The 20,808-nt window shown below is 59.0% G+C and carries 19 protein-coding genes; 6 read left to right on the top strand and 13 right to left on the bottom strand.

Annotation, left to right across the window (positions count from 1 at the left end):
* Window positions 1-3: 3 nt before the first annotated feature.
* The 8 genes from AACV31_RS09500 to AACV31_RS09465 form a co-directional block, all read right to left on the bottom strand.
* Window positions 4-1,704, bottom strand: coding sequence for an OmpA family protein (locus AACV31_RS09500; protein WP_185155275.1), 1,701 nt, complete (start codon window positions 1,702-1,704; stop codon window positions 4-6).
* Entirely contained in the window at window positions 1,704-2,360 is a 657-nt protein-coding gene (tssL, locus tag AACV31_RS09495; RefSeq protein ID WP_165153771.1) for a type VI secretion system protein TssL, short form, read from the bottom strand. Before tssL ends, AACV31_RS09500 begins: the two co-directional genes overlap by 1 nt.
* Complete coding sequence (gene tssK, locus AACV31_RS09490) at window positions 2,357-3,694, bottom strand: type VI secretion system baseplate subunit TssK (protein ID WP_161588917.1); 1,338 nt, start codon at window positions 3,692-3,694, stop codon at window positions 2,357-2,359. The genes tssL and tssK overlap by 4 nt, the downstream gene beginning before the upstream one ends.
* An 11-nt stretch (window positions 3,695-3,705) precedes the next feature.
* A complete protein-coding gene (gene tssC, locus AACV31_RS09485) occupies window positions 3,706-5,247 on the bottom strand; it encodes a type VI secretion system contractile sheath large subunit (protein WP_175571309.1) in 1,542 nt (513 codons plus the stop codon).
* Between the two features lie 34 nt (window positions 5,248-5,281).
* Window positions 5,282-5,779, bottom strand: coding sequence for a type VI secretion system contractile sheath small subunit (tssB, locus tag AACV31_RS09480; protein ID WP_075197841.1), 498 nt, complete (start codon window positions 5,777-5,779; stop codon window positions 5,282-5,284).
* 708 nt (window positions 5,780-6,487) lie between these two features.
* Complete coding sequence (locus AACV31_RS09475; protein ID WP_255491227.1) at window positions 6,488-7,189, bottom strand: hypothetical protein; 702 nt, start codon at window positions 7,187-7,189, stop codon at window positions 6,488-6,490.
* A 291-nt stretch (window positions 7,190-7,480) separates the two neighbouring features.
* Complete coding sequence (locus AACV31_RS09470) at window positions 7,481-8,146, bottom strand: DUF2268 domain-containing putative Zn-dependent protease (protein ID WP_165153769.1); 666 nt, start codon at window positions 8,144-8,146, stop codon at window positions 7,481-7,483.
* Between the two features lie 58 nt (window positions 8,147-8,204).
* Window positions 8,205-10,235, bottom strand: coding sequence for a choline transporter (locus AACV31_RS09465; RefSeq protein ID WP_007760674.1), 2,031 nt, complete (start codon window positions 10,233-10,235; stop codon window positions 8,205-8,207).
* Between the two features lie 251 nt (window positions 10,236-10,486).
* Here AACV31_RS09465 and betI point away from each other — a divergent pair, with 251 nt between their 5' ends.
* Genes betI through betA form a run of 3 tightly spaced genes read left to right on the top strand, consistent with a single transcriptional unit; the run spans window position 10,487 to window position 14,274 of the window.
* Window positions 10,487-11,083 (top strand): transcriptional regulator BetI, encoded by a 597-nt coding sequence (gene betI, locus AACV31_RS09460; protein WP_075197838.1) that lies wholly within the window; start codon window positions 10,487-10,489, stop codon window positions 11,081-11,083.
* A gap of 12 nt (window positions 11,084-11,095) precedes the next feature.
* Window positions 11,096-12,568 (top strand): betaine-aldehyde dehydrogenase, encoded by a 1,473-nt coding sequence (betB, locus tag AACV31_RS09455; protein ID WP_105539316.1) that lies wholly within the window; start codon window positions 11,096-11,098, stop codon window positions 12,566-12,568.
* A 26-nt stretch (window positions 12,569-12,594) separates the two neighbouring features.
* Complete coding sequence (gene betA / locus AACV31_RS09450; RefSeq protein WP_165153767.1) at window positions 12,595-14,274, top strand: choline dehydrogenase; 1,680 nt, start codon at window positions 12,595-12,597, stop codon at window positions 14,272-14,274.
* A 66-nt stretch (window positions 14,275-14,340) separates the two neighbouring features.
* On the opposite strand, the gene AACV31_RS09445 is transcribed toward betA, so the two are convergent.
* Complete coding sequence (locus AACV31_RS09445) at window positions 14,341-15,237, bottom strand: LysR substrate-binding domain-containing protein (RefSeq protein WP_165153756.1); 897 nt, start codon at window positions 15,235-15,237, stop codon at window positions 14,341-14,343.
* Between the two features lie 133 nt (window positions 15,238-15,370).
* Between AACV31_RS09445 and AACV31_RS09440 the strand changes: the two genes are divergently transcribed.
* Window positions 15,371-16,207: an MBL fold metallo-hydrolase gene (locus AACV31_RS09440; protein ID WP_165153754.1), complete on the top strand. Its 837-nt coding sequence runs from the start codon at window positions 15,371-15,373 to the stop codon at window positions 16,205-16,207.
* 28 nt (window positions 16,208-16,235) lie between these two features.
* Here AACV31_RS09440 and AACV31_RS09435 read toward each other — a convergent pair whose 3' ends face one another.
* Window positions 16,236-16,646 carry a GFA family protein gene (locus AACV31_RS09435; protein ID WP_007760660.1) on the bottom strand — a complete coding sequence of 137 codons (411 nt, stop codon included), beginning with the start codon at window positions 16,644-16,646 and terminating at the stop codon, window positions 16,236-16,238.
* Between the two features lie 302 nt (window positions 16,647-16,948).
* Between AACV31_RS09435 and iraP the strand changes: the two genes are divergently transcribed.
* The gene (gene iraP, locus AACV31_RS09430; protein WP_007760656.1) at window positions 16,949-17,293 is read left to right on the top strand and encodes an anti-adapter protein IraP; all 345 of its coding nucleotides are present in this window, start codon (window positions 16,949-16,951) and stop codon (window positions 17,291-17,293) included.
* Between the two features lie 44 nt (window positions 17,294-17,337).
* Here iraP and AACV31_RS09425 read toward each other — a convergent pair whose 3' ends face one another.
* From AACV31_RS09425 to AACV31_RS09415, 3 genes are all read right to left on the bottom strand, one after another.
* Window positions 17,338-17,556, bottom strand: a complete 219-nt coding sequence (locus tag AACV31_RS09425; protein WP_032806449.1) for a hypothetical protein — start codon at window positions 17,554-17,556, stop codon at window positions 17,338-17,340.
* A gap of 74 nt (window positions 17,557-17,630) precedes the next feature.
* Window positions 17,631-17,882 carry a hypothetical protein gene (locus tag AACV31_RS09420; protein WP_075197833.1) on the bottom strand — a complete coding sequence of 84 codons (252 nt, stop codon included), beginning with the start codon at window positions 17,880-17,882 and terminating at the stop codon, window positions 17,631-17,633.
* Between the two features lie 492 nt (window positions 17,883-18,374).
* Complete coding sequence (locus tag AACV31_RS09415) at window positions 18,375-19,766, bottom strand: MFS transporter (RefSeq protein ID WP_165153752.1); 1,392 nt, start codon at window positions 19,764-19,766, stop codon at window positions 18,375-18,377.
* 125 nt (window positions 19,767-19,891) lie between these two features.
* Between AACV31_RS09415 and AACV31_RS09410 the strand changes: the two genes are divergently transcribed.
* Window positions 19,892-20,803, top strand: coding sequence for a LysR family transcriptional regulator (locus AACV31_RS09410; RefSeq protein ID WP_165153750.1), 912 nt, complete (start codon window positions 19,892-19,894; stop codon window positions 20,801-20,803).
* Window positions 20,804-20,808 lie beyond the last annotated feature (5 nt).

Here is a 20,808-nt window from a genome sequence, read left to right as displayed (position 1 = left end):
CATTTAAGGTTGAGTACCGCTCTCATCCTGTGAGGGCGGCAGGGGGATGTCCGGCAGCCGGCAGGCGTCCGCCTGCGGTACCAGACTGATTTCAACGCGACGGTTCAGCGCCCGTCCCTGTGTGGTGGTATTGAGGGCAGCCGGACGGCTTTCGCCGTAGCCCTGTACGGCAAAGCAGCTCTCCGGCACATCGCCGGTGTCGCGCATCCAGTCGCGCACCGATTCGGCGCGCTTAAGCGACAGTTGCTGGTTGGCGCGCTCGTCGCCTATATCGTCGGTGTGCCCGGCGACCACAATCAGCCAGCCTGGTTTGGCCTTAATGCCTACCAGCGCATTGACCAGCACCTTCGTGGAGCCAGGCTTCAGCCGCCACTGGCCGGTATCGAACAGAGAGAGGCTATCGAGACGGACGGTGTGGGGTGCCGCTTTGGTCAGCGGAGGTGGCGGCGGCGCCCAGTCGGTGATAGCCGCTTCAACGGGCGGTATTAGCCGCAGCCCCTGGTAGAGGCCCATGCGGTAACGCAGCGGTTCGCCGCGACGCAGCCAGTCATCCAGCAGGTGCGCATCCACCCGCAACTGCTGTTGCGCCCTGAGTTTGGGAGCCGGCGGCTCGCCAGTCAGGCGATGATAAAGCGTGAGGTGATCGTCCACACTGCGGATAAGACGCTGGTTGTTGATAAATGACGCCAGCATCGCCAGCCCCAGGAAAAGGCCTGTCAGCAATCCCACGTAACGCCAGAACTGCATCCGCCTACTGACGCCACGACGTCGCGGCAACCCCGTAAGCAGCAGTTCCGGCAATGGCAGCGTCTCGCTGCACTCCGCCGTTTCCGGCGATAATGCTGTGATGTCCGCGATATGCTGCTGCCAGAGATTGCCAGCCTGACTGCTAACTGACGCCATACAGAACCCGAGGGCGCAGAGCCTGAGCGTCTGGAGCTCCCCGGCGCGTTCAGTCAGCAGCGCATCCACTGCGTCGCGTTGCCAGTTCAGCAAGCTCTCGAACCACAGCGCCTGACTCAAACGGCTAAAACGACCGGAGGCATCGCTCTCCCTTATCCACTCGGCAAGAGACAGGTTCCCCTGACCTGGCTGATGAACCTGCATGCCTGAGCGGTGATTAAGGGTGGTAAACCAGACCGGCTCGCCCTGCGCACAGGCACCCGGTGGCGAAACCCAGGCCACGGTCCAGACAGGCGGCAGGCTGCCGAGCGACGTGCGACACTGCGTTACCGCACGTCGCCAGCCCCGCAGGCTCTGGGTGAAATCATCGGCACTGAGATGATGTTCAGGCAGTAACGCCAGCAGTACGGAAATTTGCGAGACCAACGCCGGGCGCACGATACTGAGGTGATGGGCCAGTGGCGGAAGTTGCTCTGCATTTTCCACCTGTAGGTACCAGCCCTGGCGACTTTCACGGTACAGGGAGCCGGTGACAAATAGCGACGCACTGTCGCCGCAAACCAGCACGACTGCACCCTGAAAATCTTCCGGCGGCAGGTTGTCATTCGTGATGTTGCGAACGGCATTTTGCCGGATACGGGATATAACCGACTGTCGCCATAACACCACGCCGCAAACCAGCACAACCAGCAGGCTGAGCACTATCCGATTGCCCATGGAAAGCGGCCAGAAGCCCAGGATAAGCCACAGGGCAAGAATGCCCGCAAGCAGGGTCAACAGACTCCGGTAGACATCGCGCATCACTGGCCTGGCCCGATTATCTGGCTCACCATCCCGGAAAGCGAGGATGAGAGGCACATCCAGAGCATGACCAGCGCAACCGTGCCTGCCACCCATGAGAGCCAGTACAGACGACGGCCACTGGGTAGCCGCGAGGCCCTGATCACGACTGGGGCATCCTGCGCCAGCGTAAACGGTGGTACACGCTCGCCAAGCGCCTGGACTACATCCTCGCGGCGTTCGTCATCCTCTGCGCGATACTGGCCGACAAATCCCAGTTGCAGCGTGCGATACATACAAGTCATCACCGCCGCATCTGGCGCAGTCTCTTTAAGAAGGTGACGGATCCGTTCCCATAACTCTTCTCCGGCATTAAGAGTGCCAAAGAAGCGGGCCTGCAATGGATCCCGTCGCCAGGTCACATAGCCATCATCGGACGTCCCACGGTTCAGCACGCTCTCATCAAGCAACGCGCACAGCGCATAGATCATGTGATCGCGGCTGGTTTCGCTGTATCCGGCCTCCGTCAACGCCTTACGGGCGCTTTCCACCAGTCGGCAGGCCCGACGATAGAGTCCCTCGCCGTCCCTGACCTCCTGTCCGCCGCGAAGCTGGCTGGCCATCAGCCAGCCGGGGTAGAAAATACGTTCTGTCTGACTGAGCTCGGTTGTATTCATGTGCGCAGCACCGCATAAAGTTCCAGTTTCACGTCACCGAGCGATTTCGGCGTGTAAAAAGTACAACTGCCGGTGTCGAGCATCGTTCGCGCCGCCTCAGTGGCCAGGTCAAGCGCAAAATACTGGTTCTCAAGACGTAACGGGATAGCCGCCGGAACATGGCTGAGCGGTTTGATGATCATTCCGGAGAGGGCAACATTCACCACATCCGAAACGTCATCAAAGCTGCCAGCTTTGCACAGTTGCGGGAATTTGATTTGCAACTCAGGGTTAGACATGGGGGAACGCACAGAGAGATAGAAATCTGCGCCTTCACGCAGACGGGCATCGTGCAACGCCCCTTTCCACATCTGATCCTCATGATCAAGATGAATGCTAATGACACGGGACGGCAGGCTGGCTTCCAGCAGCTTGTCCAACAGACTCAGCAGTGGGGGAAAGACCCGCTCCGGCGACTCATGCCGGTAAACCGGAATATCGCTGGCGTCATGTTCAAGGGAAAAGGTCAACAGGCTGCCGGCAAGGCGCGTCAGCTCCCGGTAGATCAGTTCGGGATGACGGGCAGGTTCCTGCAACAGTTCATTCAGTACTGGTTCAGCGCTATTGAGAGCATTAAGCAGCCAGAACAGAGAGACATCGGCGACAGCGAAATCCGCCATCCGCTCATTGCTCTCACGGCGCATGGCCATCAGACGATGGCGTCGCGCCTGCAGACGTATCAGCAGATCGCCGAAATCCTTCACCAGCGACGGACACGCAGAGACTGAAAGCAACGGCGGAATAAACGTCGGATCCCGGCTCCACTGTCCCTGCGCATTACGCACCAGCCGAGTGACCGGGCAGGTCAGATAAGCGGTGTTTTCCTGCGTGGAAAGACGCAGGGTCATGGCATAACGTAAAATAGCCAGTTCCCCGCGCTCGCTTCCCGCCAGTTCCTGAACGGCAACTCGTTCGGTTTTCCAGCGACGCGGACGCTCACTGTCTCGCCCGTCATCCAGGTTGCCGCCGTTTGCGCTGAGCAGCGGCAGCGCCAGCACCACTTCCACGCTGTCCTGCCCCGACACCACTGGCAGGTCGCAGACCGGCGGCAGATTGTCGGACAGGTCTGTGTCGACCAGCGTGCCATCCTGAAACCTCGCCACAATACGGGTCGCATTGAGGCGGGACAACGCCAGTCCGGCGTCGTCAAATTCAGCCGCAATCACGCCCCACGGATGCGCCAGCCCCATCCGGGCCACCGTATCGGCGACATGCGCATCCCACTGCGCCTGCTGCTGGAACTGCTGCGGGGCCAGAAAGGCCCCGTCTTCCCATAACGGGCGATAGATTTTCATCCCTGTGAACCTTATGACTTCGCTTTCGGCATCTGCGACACCAGCGACAGGTTGACGTCCATGCCTTCCACCTGGAAATGCGGCACGGCATAGAGCCTGACGCGGAAAAAGCCCGGATTGTCTTCGATGTCTTCCACCACCACTTTTGCGTCGCGCAGCGGGTGCGACGCCTGAAGCTCATCGCCCGGATCGGTCATCTCCGTGACCAGGCCGCGCACCCAGTTATTCAGCTCAAGCTCCAGAAGGCGGCGATCTTTGGTGGTGCCTATGTTTTCGCGCTGAATAAGCTTCAGGTAATGCGCGATACGCGACAGCAGGAAGATATACGGCAGGCGCGCGTTGATGCGGCTGTTAGCGGTAGCGTCCGGGGTATCGTACAGCGCCGGTTTCTGCGCGGAGTTCGCCGAGAAGAAGCAGGCGTAATCGCGGTTTTTGTAATACGAGAGCGGAATAAAGCCGAGGTTGGCGAATTCAAATTCGCGGGTCTCCGGAATCATCACTTCCGACGGGATTTTCACCTGATTGCCGGTGCCGAGATCGTAGAGATGAATCGGCAAGTCCTGCACCGCGCCGCCCGCCTGCGGGCCGCGGATCTGCACGCACCAGCCGTTATTAATAAAGCTGCGCACCATATTGGCGGCGAAGGCGAACGAGGCGTTGGTCCAAAGGTATTTCTCATGGTCCGGGCCTTTCACTTCTTCCACATAGTTAAAGCTGCGCACCGGCACGGTATCCGGGCCATACGGCAGACGGCCCAGCACGCGCGGCATGGTCAGGCCGATATAGCGGGCGTCGTCGGTATCGCGGAAGGATTTCCATTTGATGTATTCCGCGCGATCGAAGTAGTTGCCGATATCCTTGATGGCCGCCACCTCTTCCATCGTGTCTTTCAGGAAGAATGTGGGGCCGACGGCACCGATAAACGGCATGTGCGCCGCGGCGGAAACTTTGGAAATATTGCGCAGCAGGGCCATATCCTGCGCGCTGGCGTCGAATTCATAGGATGAAATCACCGCCCCCACCGGCTCGCCGCCGGGGGTGTCATATTCCGCCGTATAGGTGTGCCAGTAGAGGCCGCTCTGCACAATTTCCGGGGCATCTTCGAAATCCTGACGCAGATCTTCTTTGGAAATATCCAAAATTTCGGTGCGCACGTTCTGGCGGTAATCGGTACGGTCCACCAGATGCTTCAGGCCGCGCCACAGCGATTCCACTTTCTGAAATTCACTGTGGTGCATCACCGCATCCAGCTGGCGGCTGATTTGCCAGTCCAGATCCGCGATATGGTGATCGAGCAGCGTCTTATCGAGCTTTTCGACTTTCTGACCAGACTGTTTCAGGCGCTCCAGAAAGACCTGAACCGCGGCGGTCACGCGTTCATCGGCGGAGGCGTCCGCCAGGCTCTGGCTGTCCTGCCAGGTATCAATATCGCCAAGCGCGGCGACCGGATGCAGGTTAATTTTTTCAAACAGCGAGGCGTACACGCCGCCAGTGGTTTCCAGCACCTGCGTTTCGCCGGCAGAAGAAGGGGTATTCTGAACAGACATCAGCATTTCTCTCATTAATCCGTAATAAACCCGGTCCGCCTCAGGCGTTTTTCGGGGCCAGCGAAGCCAGTTCCGCGCGTAAGCCATCACTCAGCGCCGGATCTTTTAAGATGGTTTCCAGCTCTTTTCGGAAGGTGGCGTTATCAAGCAAATTCGATTTAAGGTCGCGCAGTAAATTGCGCATCGCGAGCATGGCTTTAAGCTGGGGAATTTGCCGCGCCACCTGCTCCGGTTCAAAATCTTTCATCTGGCGGAATGTCAGGCGTACGTTTTCTTCACCCCCGTTGCCCGCCAGCGTATTTTCCACCGCCAGATTCACGACAGGCGCAAATTCGCAAAGCACACTGTCAAAATTATTTTTATTGACGTCGATTTTTTTACGCTCGGAAAGCGGGTTAGTTTCCTGGCCGTTACTGAAATCGCCGGTGACTAATAATTTCAGCGGAAGTTCTACTTTTTTCTGGGCGCCGCCAGTATGCAGATTTAACTTGAGATTAATACGGGCTTTAGGAATTTCTTCCTGAAATGAACCAGACATAACATGTTCCTTCATAAAGGCAGTTTGACGTTGACGGAAAGAACAGGGAGCGTCAGCGACAATCCCTGCCGCGTTCTCTGCCGAATCCTTTACGGCAGTTAAAATAAACAATTAATTTGAATATGTTACGCCCGGCGCTGGGGTTAACAAGAGGCTTACTATCTATATATGTTACACCGCGTTTCAAAAACAAATAAACGTTACATATATTATCCATTACTGCATTTAAAAACCTAAATTCTGTCTATTAATAGACATAAATAGCCGCATATCATTGCAAAAAGCATCCAGTTCCGGACGTGAGAAAATCTCCCCAGCCAAAATCTCATTTCTGTAGACACAGATTTATCGTAAGAATAGCACTCTGTTTATAAATTTAAATTCATAGCAGAAATACATTTTAAACATTAATGAGCGCCTAATTATTATTTATATTTAAAATACCTTCTTGCTGATGAGCAATAATCCAAACAGCAAAGCAGCATTATTGATGTATTACGCAGAATAAAGGTGAGTTCAACGCCCCATCATGAAGCATCAAGCGCAGGAACGCTGAACATTACACAGCCGAATAACATGGGAAATGGAATCGGTTTCATCACGTGATTCCTGAAACTGGCATTAACGCCGTGTCGCGCCGGGGAGCATTCACCCCCGGCGAAGAAAAATGTTGTCTTATATTTTCATGGCATGCGTTCGTACAGCCTGTTACAACCCGCTCAAGAGGTCTTCATCCGATTTGCTGAGCGGCCGCCAGGTTCCGTTTCTGATAGAGGTGATCGCGTAGGCCGCGCGCGCCGTTCTGCCGTTGCCGTCAGGGAATGGGTGCCAGCCGGTTACCCAGGCGAAGAGGCACTGTGGGTAGTGCGGCGAACCGGCCGAGACAGCGCTCATCCCGAGCTGGTGGCTGAATAACTCGCGCCCGGAAAACGAGGAAGGCACCGGCGTATCATTAGGCACGATACCGCGAGGCGTCGAACTCGCGCCCGGCGCGACCCGGCGATGCAGCTCTTCGACATCCGCAATTGATGAAATCGAAAACCCAAAGTTCAGGTAATGCGAAAGATAGCTCTTAATCAGCGGCGCGGTCCCTGCCGATGACGTCGAGGCCCCGGCAATCCACTGCGCCGCTTCTTCGATAGCCTCTTCTTCGGTTATCTGCATGGGCGTCCCCGGATGCGCCGGGGCGAGCCGCGCGAAGTGTCCCGTCAGCCGGGCCAGCTTCTTGCATTCGAGCGTCAGCAGCACGCCCAGCAGCGCTTTGTCCTGCACATCCAGCGCGCGGACGGTATGCGTAATAAGATTGCTGGCAGGTACGGTGCCAATGGCGTGAACCAGTTCGTTGTAACCGTCGGCTTTAGAATAATCGCTGGGTTTCAGCATCAGACGTCCCTCATCTGTTTTATTCATCAGCGGCCCATCCCGCTGACGAATAGAATAAAAAGACTTTCAGTATTGCCTGTCTCGCTGATTTTTGCCTGAACGCGCGCCGCAAAATGTTTTAACGATGTGGCCTGACGGCGGTTTCGGAAAATCCTCATGATGGCGGAGAGCGGTTTTGCCGGCGAGCGCTAGCCCTTTACGGGCCCGCGAATTGATAACGACAAACGATCTGCGCGTCAGAAGAGAAAGGGGCAACCCTGACTGCTTTTGCCCTGCCAGGTTCATGCTCGGTAAACACGGCCAGTACTGTTGACGCGCCTATTCCCTGAGTAAGCCACAACGCCGCGCGGCGGCAATCACCTCTTCTGCGGGCACGCTAATCCGCTTTTCAGCATCAGGGGCCCCCGCCTCGCTCAGCCACGCCGCCACCATTTCATAGCCGAGCGTATAGCCGTACCAGCGCGGCAGCGCGCCGCTGCCAAAAAACCAGGCCGCATGGTCATAATGCGTGTCATTGAGCGCGGCGCTGCTGACGCCCGCGGCGGTTAACGCGGCGCGTTCAATCGCGCATTCCCAGGGCTCCGGCGCGCTGTGTATCAGCCAGGCGACGAAATGCCCGGCGAGCCCTTCGCTCACCATCGCTTCACCGAGGGTCCAGCCATAGCCGGGGCCGCGCATGCGCATGCAGTGATGCACCTCATGCAGGATCTGCCGCCGGAACGTTCCGTCAGCCAGCGATGAACAGAGCTGCGGGTTATCCGGGTCAATACCCATGCTGAATAACGCGCCGTGGTAGGCGCGACCCGCGATACCGATTTCCGGAATAACCTGACCCGGCGCGCGGTACACAAGCATATCGAGTCGCGGCGGGGTTATGACATTTGCCAGCATCTGACACGCCGCGTCCGTTTCTTCTGCGACCCGGTCATGGACATCGCGTAAATCGCCCTGCGCCTCCAGCCAGTGCAGCGTCCAGTGTTTCATTGCGGCTTCTCCTTTCAGGGCCGGAATTAAAAAAGGCCACTCGCGCGGCCTTTTTATATTACACCTCCGGGAACACCAGGTTATTCCCCGGCGCCTCGCGATGAAGATGAATAAAGTTCAGGTGACGCTCATACTGGTCGAGAATATCGATGATCACCTGCTCTTTGTTGTAATCCATCAGGTCATTGCCCTGGCTGCCCTCCAGCAGGAAGGTTTCCAGGCGGAAATAGTGCGATTTCCCGCGGCGGGCGCGGTAGGTAAAGCCCGGCACTGAATATTGCTGCGGCCACACCTGATAGACGAAATCCTGCTCCTCGCCCAGATGCACGCGCAGATCCAGATACCCCAGCGGCGTCTCTTCATCCGGCTCCACCTTTTTCAGCGTCACGCGGCCGCCGCGCAGCTCCAGCTCTTTGGCAACGTCTTCCATCGCCGGGAAAATGACCGTTTCCATCATCTGCTGGGTATAGCGCGTTCCCGGATAGTTCATCAGGCGTGACAGCCGTTTCTTCCAGCTCAGGCGGTCATTACCTGAAGGAATATAAGGCGCCGTATCGCGGCTGGCGCTGGCGCGACGGTGATCTTCCACCTTCAGCGATTTATACAGCCCGGCCATGATGAAGAAAATGACGAAGCTGAACGGCAGCCCCATGATAACCGTCGTGTTCTGAAGCGCCGAGATGCCGTTGGTCATCAGCATCCCCATGGTCAGCACGCCGATGGCGACCGACCAGAAAATACGCAGCCAGTTGGCGGCGTCGCTGTTGATGTCTTTCAGTTTCGAGGTGAAGTTCGCCAGCACCAGCGAGCCGGAATCGGCGGACGTCACATAGAACAGCATACCGGTAATGGTCGCGACGGAGGCGCTCAGTTTAAACGCCGGATACTCCGCCAGCAGGCTGTAGAAGCCGCGTTCGGCATGAGCGATGACTTCCTGCGCAAAGCCTGCGTCGCCGTGAATGATCTCATACAGCGCCGCGTTGCCGAACACCGAGAGCCACAGCAGCGTAAAGGTAAATGGAATAATCAGCGTGCCGAGCACAAACTGGCGAATGGTGCGCCCGCGCGAAATACGCGCCAGGAACAGCCCGACAAACGGCGACCACGCCACCCACCAGGCCCAGAAAAACAGCGTCCAGCTATTCATCCACTGGCGCGGCATATCAAAGGCGAAGGTATTGAGCGTCATCCCCATAAAGCGGTTGATGTAATCGCCAATATTGAGCACCAGCGCGTTCAGCAGGAAATCCGTTTTGCCCATAAACAGCACAAACAGGATAAGCCCCAGCGCCAGGATGACGTTCAGCTCAGAGAGGAAACGGATGCCTTTATCAACGCCCGAGGTGACAGAAATCGTGGCGATCACCACCGATAACACAATCAGCGCCATCTGCGCCGTTAGCCCTTCCGGAATATCGAACAGCACTTTCAGGCCGTAGTTAAGCTGCACGACGCCGATGCCAAGGGTAGTGGCGATGCCGAAAATGGTGCCGATCACCGCCGCGATATCGACCGTGTGCCCGATAGGTCCGTTAATGCGCTTGCCGAAAATCGGGTACAGCGCGGAACGAATGGTGAGCGGCAGATTATAGCGATAGCTGAAGTAGCCCAGCGCAATCCCCATCAGCGCGTACATCGACCAGCCCGTCAGCCCATAGTGAAACAGCGTCCAGACCATCGCCTGGCGCGCGGCCTCGATGGTTTGCCCTGCCCCCGTCGGCGGCTGCATATACTGCGTGACCGGCTCCGCCACCGAGAAAAACATCAGGTCGATGCCGATACCTGCGGCAAACAGCATCGCCGACCAGCTCAGCAGGCTAAATTCCGGTTTTGACTGTTCCGGTCCGAGTTTGATATCGCCGTAGCGCGAGCAGGCCATGTAAATGACGAAAACGATATAGAGCGTGGCGGCCAGCATGTAATACCAGCCAAACGTCGCCGAGACCCAGTTGACCGCGATCTGGATCCAGGCGGCGGACAGCTCGCTGAAGAAAATGGTGACCAGTGAAAAAGTCAGAATCAGCGCGGCCGAGGTGTAAAACACTACCCCATTAATTCTGTTTTTTTCACTGGCAGGTGGATTAGTCATCGGTTACCTCTGGTTAATGTCCTGTCAAAAATGAAAGCGTTAGCGCGAGTGTGGTTATCTGCCCCGCAAGGCGCGTCTCTTCTCCTTTCAATAGTTCACCACGGTGATTAATCGCCTCTTAGCGTAGTCTACCGTTCCGCTTTTGCGACAATTCAATCACAACATCTTAACAATTTCTTTTTTTATATTGAACGTCCAATCAAAAAAAGTTTAAATAGTCGCTAACACGTGGTGAAGCGGAGTCCGGGGTCATGCCAAAGGTAGGAATGCAGCCGATACGGCGCAGGCAGTTAATCGATGCAACGTTAAGCACCATCAATGACGTTGGGATCAACGACGCCACCATCGCGCAGATCGCGCGGCGGGCGGGCGTTTCGGCGGGCATTATCAGCCACTACTTTAAGGACAAAAACGGCCTGCTCGAAGCGACCATGCGCGATATCACCCGCCAGCTGCGCGACGCCGTCGCCGCGCGCCTCAGACCGCTGGCGCAGGCCAGCACCGAGGCGCGCCTGCTGGCGATTGTCGAAGGCAACTTCGATGACACCCAGGTGCACAGCGCGGCGATGAAAGCCTGGCTCGATTTCTGGGCCAGCAGCATGCATCAGCCGCAGCTTGGTCGTCTGGAGCGCGTCAGCAGCCGCCGGTTGTTTTCGACGCTCGCCGCTGAATTTCGCCGCGAACTGCCGCGCGAGCAGGCGCGGCTGGCGGCGCATGGCCTGGCATCGCTCATTGACGGCCTGTGGCTGCGCGCGGCGCTCAGCGGCCAGCCGTTTAATCTGGAGATAGCCCGCACGCTCACCACCCAATTCATCCGTCAGCAACTGGCTGGCGCAGCGCCCCATTGAGAAGGAGGAATCATGTCCCGATTCGCAGAACAGCAGCTTTACATTGACGGCAAATATGTCCCGTCCGCCACGGGGAATACCTTCCAGACCCTCAATCCGGCGAACGGCGAGGTGCTCGCTGAGGTGCATGAAGCAGGCAAGCTCGATGTCGACAGCGCCGTCGAGGCGGCCCGTAAAGGCCAGAAAATCTGGGCGGCGATGACCGCGATGGAGCGCTCGCGCATTCTGCGCCGCGCGGTCGATATTCTCCGCGCGCGCAATGACGAGCTGGCCGCGCTGGAAACCCTCGACACCGGTAAACCGCTGAGCGAAACCCAGGCGGTCGATATCGTCACCGGCGCCGACGTGCTGGAATACTACGCCGGGCTTATTCCGTCGCTCGAAGGCCAGCAGATTCCGCTGCGCGAAACTTCTTTCGTTTATACCCGTCGCGAACCGCTCGGCGTGGTGGCGGGGATCGGCGCGTGGAACTACCCGATTCAGATCGCGCTGTGGAAATCCGCTCCGGCGCTCGCCGCCGGCAACGCCATGATCTTTAAGCCGAGCGAAGTAACGCCGCTCACCGCGCTTAAGCTCGCGGAAATCTACACCGAAGCGGGTGTGCCGGACGGCGTGTTCAGCGTGCTTAACGGCAGCGGCGCGGTCACGGGCCAGCTGCTGACCGAACATCCGGGCATCGACAAAGTGTCGTTCACCGGCGGTGTCGCCAGTGGCAAAAAAGTGATGGCGAACGCGGCAGGCTCGACGCTGAAAGAGGTGACGATGGAGCTTGGCGGTAAATCGCCGCTCATCATTTTTGACGATGCGGATCTCGATCTCGCCGCCGATATCGCCATGATGGCCAACTTCTACAGCTCAGGCCAGGTCTGCACCAACGGCACGCGCGTGTTTATCCCGGCGAAATGGCAGGCGGCGTTTGAAGAGAAAATCGCCGCGCGCGTGGCGCGTATTAAAGCGGGCGACGTGAACGACCCCGCCACCAACTTTGGCCCGTTGGTGAGCTTCGCGCACCGCGATAACGTCATGCGCTACATCGACACCGGCATTCGTGAAGGCGCGCGCGTGCTGTGCGGCGGTAAGCGCCTGACCGGCGCCGGGTTCGACAACGGCGCGTGGGTTGAGCCCACCGTCTTTACCGACTGCCGCGATGAGATGACCATCGTGCGCGAAGAGATCTTCGGGCCGGTAATGTCGATTCTGACTTACGAGCGCGAAGACGAAGTGATTCGCCGCGCCAACGCCACCGACTACGGCCTTGCCGCAGGCGTCGTCACGCAGGATCTCAACCGCGCGCACCGCGTCATTCACCAGATTGAAGCCGGTATTTGCTGGATCAATACCTGGGGCGAATCCGCGGCCGAGATGCCGGTCGGCGGCTACAAACACTCCGGCGTTGGCCGTGAGAACGGGCTGATGACCCTGCAAAATTACACGCAGGTGAAATCGGTACAGGTCGAGATGACCCGCTTTCAGTCCGTATTTTGATCCCCTTTTAACCTGAGGAACGACTAATGGAATTTGATTACATCATTATCGGAGCCGGATCCGCAGGGAATGTTTTGGCAACAAGACTGACCGAAGACAGCGATGTCACTGTGTTACTGCTGGAGGCGGGCGGTCCTGACTATCGTTTTGATTTCCGCACCCAGATGCCCGCGGCGCTGGCATACCCGTTACAGGGCAAACGTTATAACTGGGCCTATGAAACCGAGCCTGAGCCGTATATGAACAACCGCCGCATGGAGTGCGGGCGCGGCAAGGGCCTTGGCGGCTCGTCGCTGATTAACGGCATGTGCTACGTGCGCGGCAACGCGATGGATCTCGACAACTGGGCGCAGCAGCCCGGCCTTGAACGCTGGGCGTATCTTGACTGCCTGCCCTACTACCGTAAATCCGAGACGCGCGATATCGGCGCGAACGACTACCACGGCGGCGACGGCCCGGTCAGCATCACCACCTGCAAACCGGGCAACAATCCGCTATTCGCGGCGATGATTGAGGCGGGCGTGCAGGCGGGCTATCCGCGCACCGACGATCTGAATGGCTATCAGCAGGAAGGGTTTGGCCCGATGGATCGCTTTGTCACGCCGAAAGGCCGCCGCTCCAGCACCGCGCGCGGCTATCTGGATACCGCGAAGCAGCGCCCGAACCTGAAAATCATCACCCATGCCACCACTGACCGTATTCTTTTTGAGAACAAACGCGCGGTGGGCGTGGCGTATCTGCACGGCGCGAGCAACACGCCGCAGCAGGTTCATGCGCGCCGCGAAGTGCTGCTCTGCGCAGGTGCCATCGCCTCGCCGCAGATCCTCCAGCGATCCGGCGTGGGGAATGCTGAACTGCTGAAGCAGTTTGAAATTCCGGTGGTGCATGACCTGCCAGGCGTCGGCGAGAATCTTCAGGATCACCTGGAGATGTATCTGCAGTACGAGTGCAAAGAGCCGGTGTCGCTCTACCCGGCGCTGAAATGGTGGAATCAGCCGAAAATCGGCGCGGAGTGGCTGTTTAACGGCACCGGTATCGGCGCCAGCAACCACTTTGAAGGCGGCGGTTTTATCCGCAGCCGCGAAGCGTTTGCCTGGCCGAACATTCAGTACCACTTCTTGCCGGTGGCGATTAACTACAACGGCTCGAACGCCGTCGAAGCGCACGGTTTCCAGTGTCACGTCGGTTCCATGCGCTCGCCGAGCCGCGGTCACGTGCGCATTAAATCGCGCGATCCGCGCCAGCACCCGGCTATCCTGTTTAACTACATGTCGCACGAGCAGGACTGGCAGGAGTTCCGCGACGCCATTCGCATCACGCGCCAGATTATCAACCAGCCCGCGCTGGATGAATTCCGCGGCCGGGAAATCAGTCCGGGCATCGACTGCCAGACCGATGAACAGCTTGATGAATTTGTCCGCAACCATGCCGAGACCGCCTATCACCCGTGCGGCAGCTGCAAAATGGGCAGCGATGAGATGGCCGTTGTGGATGGCGAAGGCCGCGTGCACGGGCTGGAAGGCCTGCGCGTGGTGGATGCGTCCATCATGCCGCTTATCATCACCGGCAACCTGAACGCGACCACCATCATGATCGGTGAAAAAATCGCGGATAACATCCGTGGCCGTACGCCGCTGCCGCGCAGCACCGCCAGCTATTTTGTAGCGGGCGACCGCCCGGTGCGCGGCGAGCCGCTGCGTTCGTAACCGTATCGCCGGTGGGCATCACGCTTACCGGCGCTTTCCCGACCGAACCCTGTTATTTCCCGTCAGTTACCCCAGGCCCTCTGCCAGAATCTCGTCCTGCAACCACTGCCCGAACGCCGCCAGCGCCGGATCGTTCATGCCCGACTCCGCAGGTCTAATCAGACAGAAGGTTTTACTGAGGCTTAGCGCCTCCGGCCAGGGCGCCACCAGCGCGCCGCGCGCCAGTTCATCTTCTACATACCTGCGCGGCACCAGCGCCACGCCCTGCCCCGCCAGCGCGGCGGCGATCGCCATCTCATGTAAGTCGTAGCGCACGCCCTGCGCGGGGTTATTCAGCGCGGTTCCGGTTTCACGCGCCCAGTCCTGCCACGCCTGCGGGTTTTGACGGCGGTGAATGCGCGGCAGCGCGTTGAGCGGGTCATCAGCGTCCACCGTGGTCAGAAGCGACGGATGACACACCGGGAGCAGCCGCTCCTCAAACAGCCGCGTGACGCGCATTCCGGCCCAGGCCGGGTGTTCAAAATGCAGCGCCGCGTCAAATCCGCTGCCGCTCAGAATAAACGGCTCGGTACGGGCGGCGATGTTAAGCGTGATATCAGGGTGACGGGCGCGAAACGCGCCGAGACGGGGGATCAGCCAACGGCTGGTGAAAGTCGGGAGCGCCGCCAGCTCCAGGTGCTGGCCGCCTTCCGGGATGCCGCGGATGTACTGCGCGTCCATGTCGAGCCGCGCCAGCGTCTCACGCACGCGAGCGGCGTAGCGCGCGCCCGTCGGGTTAAGTCTGACGCGGCTGCCGGTGCGGTCGAAGAGTTTGCAGTCGAGCAGCGCTTCCAGCCGCGCAATCTGACGGCTGATGGCGCTTTCGGTCAGCGCCAGTTCTTCGGCGGCTCTCGCGAAATTACCGTGACGGGCGGCCGCCTCGAACGCCTGCAGCGACGCGCTGCCGGGGATTTTTCTGCGCATGAATACAGCTCCTTATGCGCCATTCAGTGACGAAAAGTCATCAAAGCATGAAATAGTATCGCTTCACCACCGGTAATGCAGCCTTTAGCATGATGAAACATCAACATACGACGCATATTTGCCGGAGATGCACATGGAAGATCATACTTTTTCGTCACGCCAGGTGGGCGATTACCAGGTTACGGCGCTTTTCGACGGCACGATGGCCGTGGGGTTTGAATTGCTTGCGGGCATCGATGCGGCTGCCGCCGGGGAAATCCAGAAAAGCCATGGCGTCAGCGCGCCCGCCACGATAGACATCAGCGGTTATCTTATCCGTGGGCGCGGCCGCGTCATGCTGGTTGACGCCGGCACCGGCGGCAGGAATAACGCCGGAGGAGGATTGCCTGACGCCCTGCGCGCGCTCGGCGTCGCGCCTGAGGATATCGACACTCTTTTGCTGACGCACGGCCACCCGGATCATCTCGGCGGCCTGCTGCGCGAAGACGGCGCACCCGCTTACCCGCACGCCGCGCTCTGCCTGCACCCTGCAGAGGCGGCTTTCTGGCGGGACGAGGCGCGGTTACTGGCGGCGAATGAACGCACGCAGCGCAATATCCTGCTCGCGCGCCGCACGCTGGACGGTTACGCGCCGCGCCTGCGTTTTACGGATGACGCGGACATCGCGCCGGGTATTCGCGCCGTCCCGCTCCCGGGCCATACGCCGGGCCACACCGGCTTTCGCATCGATTCAGGCGGGCAACGGCTGCTTATCTGGGGCGATATTGTGCATTACCCGTTTATCCAGACCGCGCATCCATCGGTCACTGTCGCTTTTGACCACGATCCGGCGCAGGCTGAAGCCACCCGCCGGACGCTGCTCGCGCAGGCTGCCCGTGAGCATCTGTTGATTGCCGGGATGCACACCGGCCGCCAGGGTTTTGCGTATGTGCACAAGGCCGATGACGGTTATCGCCTGATACCGGCGTGACGGCACCGCTGTTTTCAGGCGCAAACCGTCACTTTTCAGCGGGCGTATAGCGTAAATAGCCAGCCACCCCGCCACCGCCGTCGTTCGGATGATGGATGCCTTCCGTGACTTTGATTTCAGGAAAATCAAAGGGAGAAACGCCTTCAAGGCACGCCACATTCACGCCATATTGATCCGGGTTTGAACGCCGCTGGTGAAAAGTATAAATGCCGCACACCGAGCAGAAATAGTGTGCAGCCTTGCGGGTATTAAAACGGTACTCCGTGAGTTTTTCCTTACCCTCCAGCACCGTAATACCGGTAAGCGGCGCCGAAACCGTAATGGCGCCGCGCATCCGGCAATAAGAACAGTTGCAACGTCGGGCGGTATTCAACCCGTCCGTTAATTCCACGGTAAATTTTACCGCGCCGCAATGACACTGGCCGTTCATTTTTTTCATGATGTACGTCTCTTCGCCGGTAACGTTTATTTTCAGATGCGCTCGTCCACGCCGTGGGCGCACTGTTAATTATGCGATTAAACCCCTTCTTTTCCGCGCAGACGTGCAGACAGACGGGGCCGTTATCGTATATATAATAGTTACCCTCTCTCTTTTAATGATCCTGGCTGAACTATACCGCCGCACGAAGCGGAGGCCGTTGCGTTCAGCTTTTTCCCGGCGCGCTGCGCTTATTTAAGACTACACAACATTGCCCGTGCTCACGCCCCTGATATGCTGGGCGAGCAAAAGGAGGAAGTCTCATGAACAATGTGATTTACAGCATGATTGCTAAAATCTCGAAAATGGATGCAGAAGCGAAAATTCTGACGGCTCAGGTAGAAGCGCAGGCATTGCTGTTAAGCGCCATGCTAATGACGATCGGGAAAAACGGCGGAATGGATGAGATGATTGGTGGTGTTAAAAAAGCCATCAATGCGGCGCTGGATGCGGAAGATAATCCATTTAAATCGGATACTGAAATATTACTAAGTCAGTTTAACGAGCTGTTATCGATTGCCTGCGTGCTGGATAACGAAAAGCCGGAACTGGATATTGAAGCCTTGCGTAAACTCTCATCCTCTCTCACCAGCGATAAGCGCTTCTGACGCGCAATTAACCGCTACAGGGGCGATGCCCCCGTAGCGAGGAATTAATAGAACTGTCTGATCGCGTTTTCGGTTTCCTGATCGCTCACCAGGCCGGAAAAACGCGCCACAAGATAGGTTTCCCCGTCAAGCTTATAACTCTCAATCGGCAGCTCAAGCGTTGCGCCTTTTTCTCCGCTCATTCTCATGACCGCCAGTTCATCGTCCACAGCGACATGCTCAACCTGTCCGCCTGGCATAATTGTCACGACATTCTTTGGCATACGTTAGCCCTCTGGTGTGATTAAAAATCGACCTTAACACAGGCAAGGCAAGCGCGCCTGATTTTATAACCCGCTTAGTAATGCGGGAATGGGGCGGGTTTCGGCTGCCAACGCGCGACGGCCGCCTCGATATCGTCGGCATAAGGCTCCAGGTCTGCGGTGCCGGTCAGATACGCCACGCCGTCGTCTGAAAGCCAGACGGTGATAAAAAAGGTAATGGCGCCCTCACCCGGTTCGCGGGAGGGTTGCGTCAACGTTCTGGCGCCTTCTGCCACTTCGGCCAGTTCGCCAGCCCATCCATGGCCGAATAACATCACGTCAAGCATAAGCATCCTTAAAGAAAACACTGATGAGGTACGCGGCGTACCACGGCGTTACCGGTCGTCTGATAGCGCCAGAAATGGTGCTTACGGGAATAACGTTTCTGCGATCGCGTAAAAAGAAAAGGTCACGCCGGAGCGCGACCTTTGGAAAGGTTTACCTTGCTTAAGTATCAGGCTCGTGTGCCACCCTGACGGGTGAAGCACGGTGGGTAAACAGGCGCTGTAGCTGGTGTTGGCTGGGTGTACAGCCCCTGAAACCACCCTATCATGAGATCGGAATTACCAATAGAAAATTAACAATCAATTGCCAATAACGATTAATGTAGCGTAATTTGCGTTTCTCCGGCACGAAGTAGCGAAAAGGGCACCCAGGCAGACGAATTGATCGGTTTACTGGTTTTTTATGCTGAATCACCCCGTTCGGTTAAAAAATTATCCGCCAAAACCAACCAGAAACACGCTTTCCTTTCGCAATATAAATCAGAAAGCAGTGGATTACGCCGTCCGCCCTTTACGTAACCGGCTAAGGCTAAACGCCAGGGCAAGCAGCGAGGCGGCGGCGGCAATCCATAACGCAAGACGCACCCCGGCAGCGCCGGCGACGCCACTGGCCGCAGGCGATCCGAGCGTGAGGATCACGCCCACCAGCGCCGCGCCCAGGCACTGGCCGAAGGTGCGCATAATCGCCAGTACGCCGGAGGCATAGCCGCTGTATTCGCGCGGCGCGCCCGCCAGCATCTCGCGGTTATTCGGGCTCTGGAAGCAGCCAAAACCCATGCCGCACAGCAATCCTCGCAGGCTGATATCCCAGGCGGCGGCGTGCGCAGGCAGGAGCGCCAGCGCCACCAGGCCCGCCACAAAAAGCGCCAGACCTGCGGTGGCGATAGCCGAGGGCGCGTAGCGGTCAGCCAGCCGCCCGGCGTGCGGGGCCACCAGAATGATCCCGACGGGCCAGGCGGTAAAGAGCAGCGCGGCGTGCAGCGCGCTAAAGCCGTACACGCTCTGGAACAGAAACGGCAGCGCCACGAAGGTCATCCCCTGGCTCACAAACGACGCCAGCGAGGTCAGCGCCGCGAGCGTAAATCGCGCGTTCGCAAAAAGCTGTGGCGGTAACAGCGGCTCTGCCGCGCGCGGTAGCCGCCAGGCCAGCAGCAGGCCTGCACTCAACGCCAGCGCGCTAAAGCCCAGCATCGCGGGAAGCGACAGCGCGTCTGACGCCATCACCGCCGCGCCCAGCATCAGCGCCGAGAGCAGCGCGCCCGGCACGTCAAACGGACCGCGCGCGGGCTGTCGGTCACGGGGGAGCGTGCGAAGCGCGAGAAACAGCGCCAGCGCGCCCGGCGCAATATTGACAGCAAATAGCCAGGGCCAGCCGAGCGTGGCGAGCAGCGCGCCGCCCGCTACCGGCGCGATGGCCGTGCTGGTGGCGATAAGCAGCGCGTTCATGCCGAGAATGCGCCCGAGCAGCCGGTTGGGGAAGATGGTGCGCAGAATAGCTGGCGCAATGCTGAGCGTCGCCGCGCCGCCCACGCCCTGCAACAGGCGCATCGCGACCAGCCACGGGAGCGACGGTGCGAGCGCGCAGCCGAGTGAGGCGAGCGTAAACAGCCCGACGCCCGCGGCAAACAGCGTGCGAAAGCCGAGCCGCCCGGCGAGGGCGGCGAAAATCGCCAGCGTCATGGCCGCCGAGAGCAGATAACCGTTCGCCACCCAGACGGTCTGCGCCGCCGTGGCGTGCAGCGCCCGCGCCATCTCCGGCAGCGCGATATTGACCATCGCGCCGTCGAACACGGCCATCGTGGTGCTGGTCATCACCGCTATCATCGCCAGCGCGCGCTCGCGCCCCGGCAGCCCTTCATCGCCGGGCAGGTCAGTAAATAACGTCATGGTCACTCCGAAAATGTGTGCTTGCGTTCACTCTACTTTCCGGCGATACATAGCGGAAGACGCAACGATTGCACTGTAAACCTGCATGAAACGCCATCTGTGACAACGAGGCGCGGAGCCTGACGATGAATGACCCGGATTTAAACCTGCTGTTCGCGCTTGATGTGCTGCTCGCTGAGAAAAGCGTGGTCGCGGCGGCGCGCCGTCTTAACCTGAGCGCGTCGGCGATGAGCCGCACCCTGAGCCGCCTGCGCGACGCCACCGGCGATCCGCTGCTGGTGCGCGCCGGTCGCCAGATGGTGCTCACACCCTATGCCGAATCCCTTCGCGAACGCACGCAGGGCACGGTGTTCGCCGCCCGTGCCGTGCTGCGCCCCGCGCCGCAGGCGTTTGATATCATCAGCCACCAGCAGACCTTTACCCTGCGCGCCAACGACGGCTTTGTGGAGGCATTCGGCCCGGCGCTTATCGCCGCGGCCGCCCAGCGCGCGCCCGGCGTGCGCCTGCGCTTTGCGCCAAAGCCGGTGAAAAGCGATCGGCCGTTGCGTGAGGGCGAGGCGGATCTGGAAATCGGCGTGCCGGGCGACATGGGGCCTGAGATCAAACAGCAACGGCTGTTCCGCGATCGCTTTGTCGGCGTGGTGAGAAGCGGCCATCCGCTCGCGGGCCGCGACGTGACGCTTGAGGATTACACCGCGTGGAGCCATGTGGCGGCATCGCGGCGCGGCGTCTTTACCGGGCCGGTCGATGACGCGCTCGCACAACACGGGGTATCGCGAAATATCGCCGCCGTGGTGCCAGGGTTCCCGGCGGCGCTGGCGGTCGCGCGCGGCACCGATCTGGTGGCGCTGGTGCCCGCCTCGTTTCTGATTAATCTGCCGGGCATCGCCGGGCTTACGTGGTTTGAACTGCCGGTCGCCACCCGCCCGATTACCGTATCGCAGATGTGGCACCCGCGTCTGGATGCCGATCCGGCGCACCGCTGGCTGCGCCAGTTTGTGCTGGCCGAATGCCGCGCGCGAATGCCGGAAGGCTGAACGCC

Origin of the sequence: Cronobacter sp. EKM101R (assembly GCF_963888145.1) — a bacterium.
Taxonomy (GTDB): Bacteria; Pseudomonadota; Gammaproteobacteria; order Enterobacterales; family Enterobacteriaceae; genus Cronobacter; species Cronobacter turicensis.
This window is presented reverse-complemented; position numbering and strand designations above follow the sequence as displayed.